Below are 8,017 nucleotides of genomic sequence, written 5' to 3'. Positions count from 1 at the left end.
TCCGCTGGCCCCTGTCGACCCCGCCGTTCCAACCAGACGGCGCCGAGCAGCGTCACCAACCAGACACCCGTTGCATACAGGGCCATCGTCGCACTGCCGAGATGTGCTCCGAGCCCGAAACCCCAAGCGGCGAGCACGGGTGCGCACAGTATCGACTGAGCCAGGTAGCAGCTGAGTGACCGCTTGCCGACTGCCGACACCGCCGTCGAAACAGCGCCCTGGCCACGTTGGGCGATCCGGTCACCGATGAGCCCGAAGAGGGCGACGTAACCGAGGCCGCAGGCCAATCCGGTTGCGGACTGAGTGGCTGCGAACATCCAGATCACAGGCTCTAAACTCTGGATCACTCCGACGTGCGTGAGGGCGTGGGGCAGACCTCCTGCCCATCCGATTGCGATTCCCGCCACAGCGGTAACAACGAGCAGTCTCCTGTTCTGTTCCGGCCGCTCAAGAATGCGCCGACGCGAGGCCCACATCCCGAGCAGAATCGAGACGGGTACCAGGACGCCGATCGGGCCCTGCATGACGAGCGCGATGAAGGGCCACATCATCAATCGTGCGAGGGCCGCCGTCAGCCATGAAGGATTGCTAGCTGCTTCGTAGATGAATCCTGGCAGGCCCGCCTCGACTTCGACAGGTTCCGGTGAGGCGAGGGTCGCCCAGCCGCCGAAGAGTAAGAGTGCGGCGAGGAGCGTCATAAGACCCGTCCCGATCGCAGCCCAGATGAGCACGGTCCGCTGCGAACGTCGAATGAACAACCACACGATCAGGAGACCGCAGAGCCCGTACGCGGCAAGAACATCCCCACCCCACAGCAGCACGGCATGAACAGCACCGAAGGCCAGAAGCCACAGGTTGCGACGTTGCAGCAACCTGAAGCTGTCTCGTTCCGGCACTCCGCGTTCCTGCTGCCTGCGATACATCATCATGAGCCCGTAACCGAAGAGGAATGCGAACATCGTATACACGCGGAGATCGACCGCTGTGATCATGAACGCTTGCACCACTTTGTCGATGATTGTTCCGTCGACAGGGTGCATACCCGCATCCGAGTGCGCACGCCCGAACAGGTAGAACGGTGTATTCGCGAGCGCAATGAGCAGCAGCATGAATCCGCGTGCCAGGTCGGGGGCAGGCGCTCGCCCGGTTCGTAGACCCGTAGGGCCCGACAGCTTCACCTCAGGAGCAGACGTATTCTTCAACATGCTTCGATCGTGCCGATAGTCGACAGCGCGCACATCCCCCAATCAGGTGACAAGTTTGATACTTTGCCCAAGTGATCGACTTCAACGGTGGGCCAGTCACCGGAGACCTCGACGTGCACTGGATTCACGGCGTACCGCGCAAGCAAGCCGAGACTGACCCGTTGCTGCAAGTTCATCGTTACGACGACAACACGTACATCCTCAGACAGAGCCTGACGGTCACGCACGAAGCACCGTTCCTCTTTCTCTTGTTCGGCAACGACCGCTGCTTGCTGCTCGACACGGGAGCAACGGACGACGCCGAGCGGTTTCCCCTGCGCACGACCGTCGACACGCTCATCGAATCGTGGCTGAGCGAACATCCGCGCGAAGAATACGAACTGGTGGTTGCGCACTCGCACGCACACGGCGATCACGTCGCGGGTGACGTGCAGTTCGAGGACCGTCCGAACACGCGTGTCGTCGGCAAAGCCCTCGATGCAGTGCAGTCGTTCTTCGGCTTCACCGATTGGCCGAGCGAGGAAGTCTCGTTCGATCTCGGCGGACGCAGACTGGAGCTCATCGGCATCCCCGGCCACCACGCAACTTCCCTCGCGATTTTCGATCCGTGGACGGGCATCCTGCTCACCGGCGACACCGTGTATCCGGGGCGACTGTACGGCTTCGACATGCCCGCCTACGTCGACAGCATGGGTCGCCTCGTCGCCTTCGCCGAGCAGCGCTCCGTCACGCACGTTATGGGATGCCACATCGAGATGACCCGAAAGCCGGGTCGCGACTATCCACTGGGAGCCCAATACCAGCCGAACGAGCCTCCCCTTCAGATGACGCTGTCGCAGTTGCGAGCCGTGCGGGATGCCGTTCGCAAGTTCGAGAACAGACCCGGTTTCCACACGCTCGACGATTTCATCATCGTGAGTGGGATGCAGCGACGAACGCTGTTCAGGATGCTCATACGCGCGCGTCTGCACAGGCTCCTGCGGCGCTGACCGACCATGACACGCTGTACTGGACTAGGCAAATCGTCAGCGCATACAGCAGAATAAATCTCGTTCACAGTGGCGCGCACGCTGGTGCGCTCAAAAGACGAGGATGAAGCCCCATGGAGCGGCGATTCAACTACCGCGCGAAGCGCGTCAACATCGTACTTTCATTTATTCTCGGCGTCCCCATGATTGCCATTGCCGTGTACTCCTTGGCGACCGGCAGCCTCATAGCTCGACGAGGCGCCGTCTTCTCACCAGAAGTGTCGCTCATCATCTTCGTCGGCATCCTGCTCGCCGGCGTCGGGCTCACGATCTTCGGAATTCGGCTCGTCATGGCAGGGCGTCGCGAAGTGATCATCACCTCAGACCAGATCACGCTGCCCGCGAGCGCGTCATCTCGGCGCATCGAAACCGTGCCGCTTGAATCGATTCACAACCTGGTAGAGCAGAACGATCAAGTGCACGGGCGGGTGCTGACCCTCGTGCTGCATGACAGGAAATCGCTCCGGCTCGCGAAGAACTCCTTCGACAATGCGCAGGCTTTCGAAGATTGCCACGCTGCGATCGATACCGCCCTGCACGCGAAATTCGGTTAGCGTTTGCGCCGATTCGGGGGTGTGACGACACCGAACAGCAGCAGCCCGACGATCGGCAGTAGCGGCCATATCCAATTGAATCCGTCGGCATCGACGATGCCGAAGTTCGCCATGACCGCGAGCCCCGCGACAACGAAGACGGCAGCGGCGAGCGGACTCCAGACACTGGGAGCGGGACGGGTATCGGGGCGTACCTCTTCGAAACGTCCCAGGGCCAGCACGACGAGCCCTGTCGCAGCCAACAGAACGAGACACCACAGCGGGCGCGTCGCCCACCAGATACCGGTGAGCGGCGCCGGCAGCAGGCCCAACCCGCCGACGGCGATCAGGAGGTGCGCGATCCCGACGAACACCGTCAGGTGCCACAGGAACCACGTCATGATGCGCTGGTTCACGAGCACGGTCACGAGCCAGAGTCTCGGGCGCTGCAGCAGCGCAGCGAGCGGGCGTTCTAGGGCGAGCACGACTCCCGCTTGCACCATGCCGAGGAACGCCATCGTCACGCGAGTCGGGCTCGAGTTGCTGATCGTTTCCCCCGCCGTCGTGATCATCGATACCGGGTACGGACCCAACCCGACCAACAGCGCGAGCCCCACGGCCCCTGCTGCCATGAGCAGTAGGCGACGCCCTATTCCGGCGAGCCGGCCATCGAGCCACGCGAACCCGAACTGGTGGAAACTCGCCCACACGAGCAGATAGTTGGGATAGCCGGCAAGCGTGGAGTCGAGCCCGATACTGACCGCGTCGACGATGCCCGCGAGCGCAATACCGGTAACGATCGACCACCATCCGAAGCGCTCCCAGAGCTTGAGGCATGCCGGTGCCACGATGATGACGAGCAGGTACGCCGCGAGGAACCACGTGGGTACGAGCGCCATCTGGCTCGCGAGTTCGAGAACTTCGTTCGGAACACCCAGCGCGAGCCCCACAGCGCAGATGACGAACCACGCCAGCAGCAGCGGGATGAGCGGGATACCGAGCCTGCGCATCCGCGTCCGGAGCCACTCCCCGTACCCGATCTGCTTACGTCGTGCGGATCGCCACGAGAGTCCGTTCGAGTAGCCGCCCACGAGGAAGAAGATCGGCATGACCTGGAAGATCCAGGTCAGCGGATGCGTCCAACGTTCCGCGTCGAGCACACCGTGCGGTTGAATACCGCCGTCCGCGTCGATCGCAACGATCGTCCAGTGCCCCAGCACGACGACCGTGATCGCGGCAGCGCGCAGGAAGTCGACGACACGATTTCGCGAATCCGGTGTCGCGGCATGCAGCTGTTCGGCACGGCTTTGACGCTTCGTTGACATCGGACCTGCCCTTCCAGTGGGCCCGATGCACCTGCACGCAGGGCCTTGTGGGTACTGTATCGAGATACATGAGACGATTCCTGCATGGACAGCGAGGAACTGCGCCGTAGCCTGCAGGAGCTGGCGTACCGCGGTGCTGCTCGTCAGGGGTTCGGGCTAGCGTGGTCGTGTGAGTGCGAGTCCCGATCCCCCGGCGGTTCGCTGGTGCGTACTCGGCAACACCGTAGACAAGCGGGTCACCGCAGTAACGCTGAACGCGCTCGGCGAAACCGTCGACCGGATTGATCTCGACGCGGATGCGCTGCAAGAGTTCGTCGCGACGCAGGAGTCGGCCGTACAACCCAGGTGGGTATGGAGCGATGCGCCCTCCTGGTATCCGCAACTCTTGGCTGCCGGCGTCACCGTCGAGCGCTGCCACGACCTGCGCCTGTGCCACGCGATCCTGCGTCACACCGAACTGCTGACCGATCGTACGGCGCTCTTGGAGGCTATCCGTTGGGATGCCGCACCGGGTGCCGCTGAACCGAAAGCTCCCGACTCCTCCGCGCTGTTCGAGATCGAGGACGACACAGAACGGATCGCGGCCGAGGTGCCGCACGATATCGATGAGGCGCTGCGCGAGTTCGAACGTCAACGAACCGCGATCGCCGCAAGCTCTGACCCCGGTCGCTTGCGGCTGCTGCTCGCGGCCGAGTCAGCAGGTGCTCTCGCAGCGGTCGAAATGGGATCCGCCGGGGTCCCCTGGGACGAAGAGGAGCACGGTCGAATACTCACGGAGACCCTCGGCCCAAGGCCCGCCCCCGGTCAGAAACCCGTGAAGATGGTGGAACTCGCCCGAGAGGTGCGTCGAGCACTGGGCGAGCACGACACGAGCCTCGACTCACCACCGAAACTGCTGCGGTCGTTGCGACGCGCGGGTATCAGCGTGGAATCGACGTCGCGCTGGGAGCTCGAAGACCAAGAGCACCCAGCGATCGAGCCGCTGCTGCAATACAAGCGGCTGGCGAGACTCTACTCGGCCAACGGCTGGGCCTGGCTCGACGAATGGGTGAACGACGGCAGGTACCACCCCGTGTACGTGCCCGGCGGAGTCGTCACCGGTCGGTGGGCATCCAGCGGCGGAGGCGCACTGCAACTCCCCCGCGCACTTCGGCCCGCTCTGCGAGCCGACTCCGGCTGGATGCTCGTCTCAGCGGATGTGGCGCAGCTGGAGCCCCGCGTCCTGGCGGCGATGGCCGGCGATGCGGCGATGGCCGCGGCCGGGCGTGGCACAGATCTCTATTCGGGCATCGTGGAAAGCGGCATCGTCGAGACCAGGCAGGAGGCGAAGCTCGCAGTGCTCGGCGCACTCTACGGATCGACGACGGGCGACAGCGGCCGCCTCGTTCCGCAGCTGAGGCGTATTTTCCCCGCCGCGATGGGAATCGTCGATCGGGCGGCGGGCACCGGGGAGCAGGGCGGCGTCGTCTCCACCTGGCTGGGTCGATCATCTCAGCCACCCGGGCCCGAATGGCGTCGAGTGCAGGCTCGTGCAAGCCAGCCCGCTGCGAACACCGCGGAAGAACGCCGCGCTCGCAGTTCGGCGCGCAGCCATGGCCGTTTCACGCGCAACTTCGTCGTGCAGGGAACGGCCGCCGAATGGGCACTCGCCTGGATCGCGGATCTGCGACTCCGACTGGCACGCATGGATCCCGTACGGGATGCGCAGCGCGCTCGGGCATCCGGCCCCGCGTTCGAACGCCACCCGCACCTCGTGTTCTTCCTGCACGACGAGGTCATCGTGCATGCTCCTGCCGAACAGGCTGCAGAGGCCGCGGAGGCGGTGCGAGCGTCAGCGGTGGCAGCGGGGCGGCTCCTGTTCGGGGATGCCCCCGTCGATTTCCCGCTCGACGTGCAGATCGCGGAGCGTGCGGTTAAGGAGTAGGGCTGCTCGCGACCATAGCGCGATGCCGACTGGGGCGGATGTCGAATTGACGGGTGAAGGCAGTGCTCAGGGCGTAGGCGCTCGAGTACCCGACCTGACGGGCGATGGACTCGACCGTATCCTCGCTGCGCTCCAGCAGGTCGGCCGCAAGACACAGCCGCCACCCGGTGAGATAGGCGATCGGTGGTTCGCCGATCGTCTCGGTGAACTGACGGGCGAACGTGGCCCTGGACACCTGCGCCTTCCGCGCCAGACTCTCAACGGTCCACGGCCGAGCCGGCTCCTCATGGATGGCAGCAAGAGCGATACCGACAACAGGATCGGCCGTGGCGCGATGCCACCCCGGCACCGCCGATCCCGGCAGGGCGAGCCAATCACGCAGAGTGCCGATCAGTACGAGCTCGAGGAATCGGTCGAGTACGGCCTGCTGACCGGATTCGTCACGAACGAGTTCGGCTTCGAGGAGCTCCAGGATCGCCGATCGCTGCTGATGACGCGGAACTACGAGGACGCGCGGAAAGCTGCCCAGTAGACGCTCGGCAATCCGGCCGGTCATCGTAAACGAGCCGGTCAGCATCGCGTGCTGCGCGTCCAGACGTGTTCCACAAGTGCGCACGTCCAAACAGATCTCGTCAGTAAGCACGAGCCCCGTTCCATCGGTGCAGATGCCGTCCTCAGTGCGCACATAGAGGGGTTCGGCCTTCGAATCGAGTTCGCTGATGAGACTGAAGGGTCCCGGGCCCTGCACGATGGCGACATCCCTGTGGCGCAACCGAACCGGCGGTGCGCCGTCGGGAAGCACCCACCCCTCGCCACGCAACATCGTCACGAGCGTCATGGATGCGCCATCCGTGAAGCGGACCGACCATGGCGGGCTCATCAGACTCTTCCCCAGCAGCGCACCTGCGGAGCGGATGTGGCTGAGCATGTTGGTCAATGCGTCCATGCGCCAATTCTAGACGATTGCGTATGAAATCAAGACTTTCAACAATTGAACGTCTTGCGCATCGCTGTTGATATTGAGTCATGACGACAGAACACAGCATCAGTGTCCTTGGGGCAACCGGCAAAACAGGAAGACGAGTCGCCGCGCAGCTGCGCAACGAGGGGCACCGGGTCAGAGCAGCTTCCCGGCGCGGGCCCCATCGCTTCGACTGGGACGACCAAACGACTTGGAACGCCGTTGTGCGCGATGCCGACGGCATCTACATCCTGCCCCACGAAGCACCGGGCGGAAACGAACGGCTCGCCACGTTCACCGGCCTGGCTGCGAACGCCGGAGTCCGACGTCTCGTATTGCTCTCGGCTCGCGAGTGGACCGACCTCGGCCTTACCGAATCACTGGAACGAGAAGACATCGTGCGCGACTCCGGGCTGGCCTGGACAATCCTGCGACCCGTATGGTTCGCGCAGAATTTCAGCGAAGAGCCCTTCTTCGCGAAGGGGGTCGACGACGGCGAACTCGTGCACGGAACCGGCGAGGGACGCCACCCCTTCGTGGACGTCCGGGACATCGCGGCCGTCGCGAGCGCCGCCCTTACGGATGAGCGTCACGCCGGGCAGCACTACGCGCTGACCGGCGCACGCGCGATCTCCGTCGAGGAGGCTGTGGCGGCCATCGCTAGCGCGACGGGTCGCACGATTCGGACCCGAGCCTTGGATGCCGATACGTATCGCGAGTACTTGCATCGGCACTACCCTCCCGAGGTCGGCGACTCGGTCGTAACGCTGAGCGAGCGCATCCGCAGCGGCCAGGATGCCTACCTCTCCGACGGAGTCCAGCGGGCACTCGGGCGCGAACCACGAGACTTCTCGGAATACGTTGACGAAGCCACGAACGCAGGAGTGTGGGGACGATGAGCACGACCCGAGAGATTCGCCTGCAGTCCCGACCCGACGGTCTCCCCCGCGCTGAGAACTTCGAACTCGTCAGCGCCGAGCTGCCGGAACTCGAACCCGGCCAGGTCCTCATCGAAAACACCTGGATGTCCGTGGACCCCTA

At 64.1% G+C, this 8,017-nt stretch carries 7 protein-coding genes and 1 pseudogene; 5 read left to right on the top strand and 3 right to left on the bottom strand.

The window, feature by feature from the left end:
• The coding region (locus Q0O95_RS12240; protein WP_293699094.1) for a DUF418 domain-containing protein at nucleotides 1-1,205 on the bottom strand (1,205 nt) is incomplete at its 3' end.
• 71 nt (nucleotides 1,206-1,276) lie between these two features.
• Here Q0O95_RS12240 and Q0O95_RS12235 point away from each other — a divergent pair.
• Both Q0O95_RS12235 and Q0O95_RS12230 read left to right on the top strand, forming a co-directional pair.
• Nucleotides 1,277-2,194, top strand: a complete 918-nt coding sequence (locus Q0O95_RS12235; RefSeq protein ID WP_293699091.1) for an MBL fold metallo-hydrolase — start codon at nucleotides 1,277-1,279, stop codon at nucleotides 2,192-2,194.
• Between the two features lie 113 nt (nucleotides 2,195-2,307).
• Complete coding sequence (locus Q0O95_RS12230; RefSeq protein WP_293699088.1) at nucleotides 2,308-2,787, top strand: hypothetical protein; 480 nt, start codon at nucleotides 2,308-2,310, stop codon at nucleotides 2,785-2,787.
• On the opposite strand, the gene Q0O95_RS12225 is transcribed toward Q0O95_RS12230, so the two are convergent.
• The gene (locus tag Q0O95_RS12225; protein ID WP_293699085.1) at nucleotides 2,784-4,091 is read right to left on the bottom strand and encodes an acyltransferase; all 1,308 of its coding nucleotides are present in this window, start codon (nucleotides 4,089-4,091) and stop codon (nucleotides 2,784-2,786) included. The genes Q0O95_RS12230 and Q0O95_RS12225 overlap by 4 nt on opposite strands.
• A 169-nt stretch (nucleotides 4,092-4,260) precedes the next feature.
• Here Q0O95_RS12225 and Q0O95_RS12220 point away from each other — a divergent pair, with 169 nt between their 5' ends.
• Nucleotides 4,261-6,015 carry a bifunctional 3'-5' exonuclease/DNA polymerase gene (locus Q0O95_RS12220; protein WP_293699082.1) on the top strand — a complete coding sequence of 585 codons (1,755 nt, stop codon included), beginning with the start codon at nucleotides 4,261-4,263 and terminating at the stop codon, nucleotides 6,013-6,015.
• Here Q0O95_RS12220 and Q0O95_RS12215 read toward each other — a convergent pair.
• Nucleotides 6,005-6,961, bottom strand: a complete 957-nt coding sequence (locus tag Q0O95_RS12215; protein ID WP_293699079.1) for an AraC family transcriptional regulator — start codon at nucleotides 6,959-6,961, stop codon at nucleotides 6,005-6,007. The genes Q0O95_RS12220 and Q0O95_RS12215 overlap by 11 nt on opposite strands.
• Before the next feature lie 80 nt (nucleotides 6,962-7,041).
• Here Q0O95_RS12215 and Q0O95_RS12210 point away from each other — a divergent pair, with 80 nt between their 5' ends.
• Both Q0O95_RS12210 and Q0O95_RS12205 read left to right on the top strand, forming a co-directional pair.
• Entirely contained in the window at nucleotides 7,042-7,875 is an 834-nt protein-coding gene (locus tag Q0O95_RS12210; RefSeq protein WP_293699076.1) for an NAD(P)H-binding protein, read from the top strand.
• A pseudogene (locus Q0O95_RS12205) lies at nucleotides 7,872-8,017 on the top strand (NADP-dependent oxidoreductase); the annotation flags it as partial. The gene Q0O95_RS12210 and the pseudogene Q0O95_RS12205, both read left to right, overlap by 4 nt.

It is taken from the genome of uncultured Agrococcus sp. (assembly GCF_945915485.1).
Lineage (GTDB): Bacteria > Actinomycetota > Actinomycetes > Actinomycetales > Microbacteriaceae > Agrococcus.
This window is presented reverse-complemented; position numbering and strand designations above follow the sequence as displayed.

Excerpts from the sequence above, each read along its gene's own strand:
- Q0O95_RS12225 (WP_293699085.1), bottom strand. The coding sequence starts at position 4,091 with ATGTCAACGAAGCGTCAAAGCCGTGCCGAACAGCTGCATGCCGCGACA.
- Q0O95_RS12215 (WP_293699079.1), bottom strand. The coding sequence starts at position 6,961 with ATGGACGCATTGACCAACATGCTCAGCCACATCCGCTCCGCAGGTGCG.
- Q0O95_RS12230 (WP_293699088.1), top strand. The coding sequence starts at position 2,308 with ATGGAGCGGCGATTCAACTACCGCGCGAAGCGCGTCAACATCGTACTT.
- Q0O95_RS12210 (WP_293699076.1), top strand. The coding sequence starts at position 7,042 with ATGACGACAGAACACAGCATCAGTGTCCTTGGGGCAACCGGCAAAACA.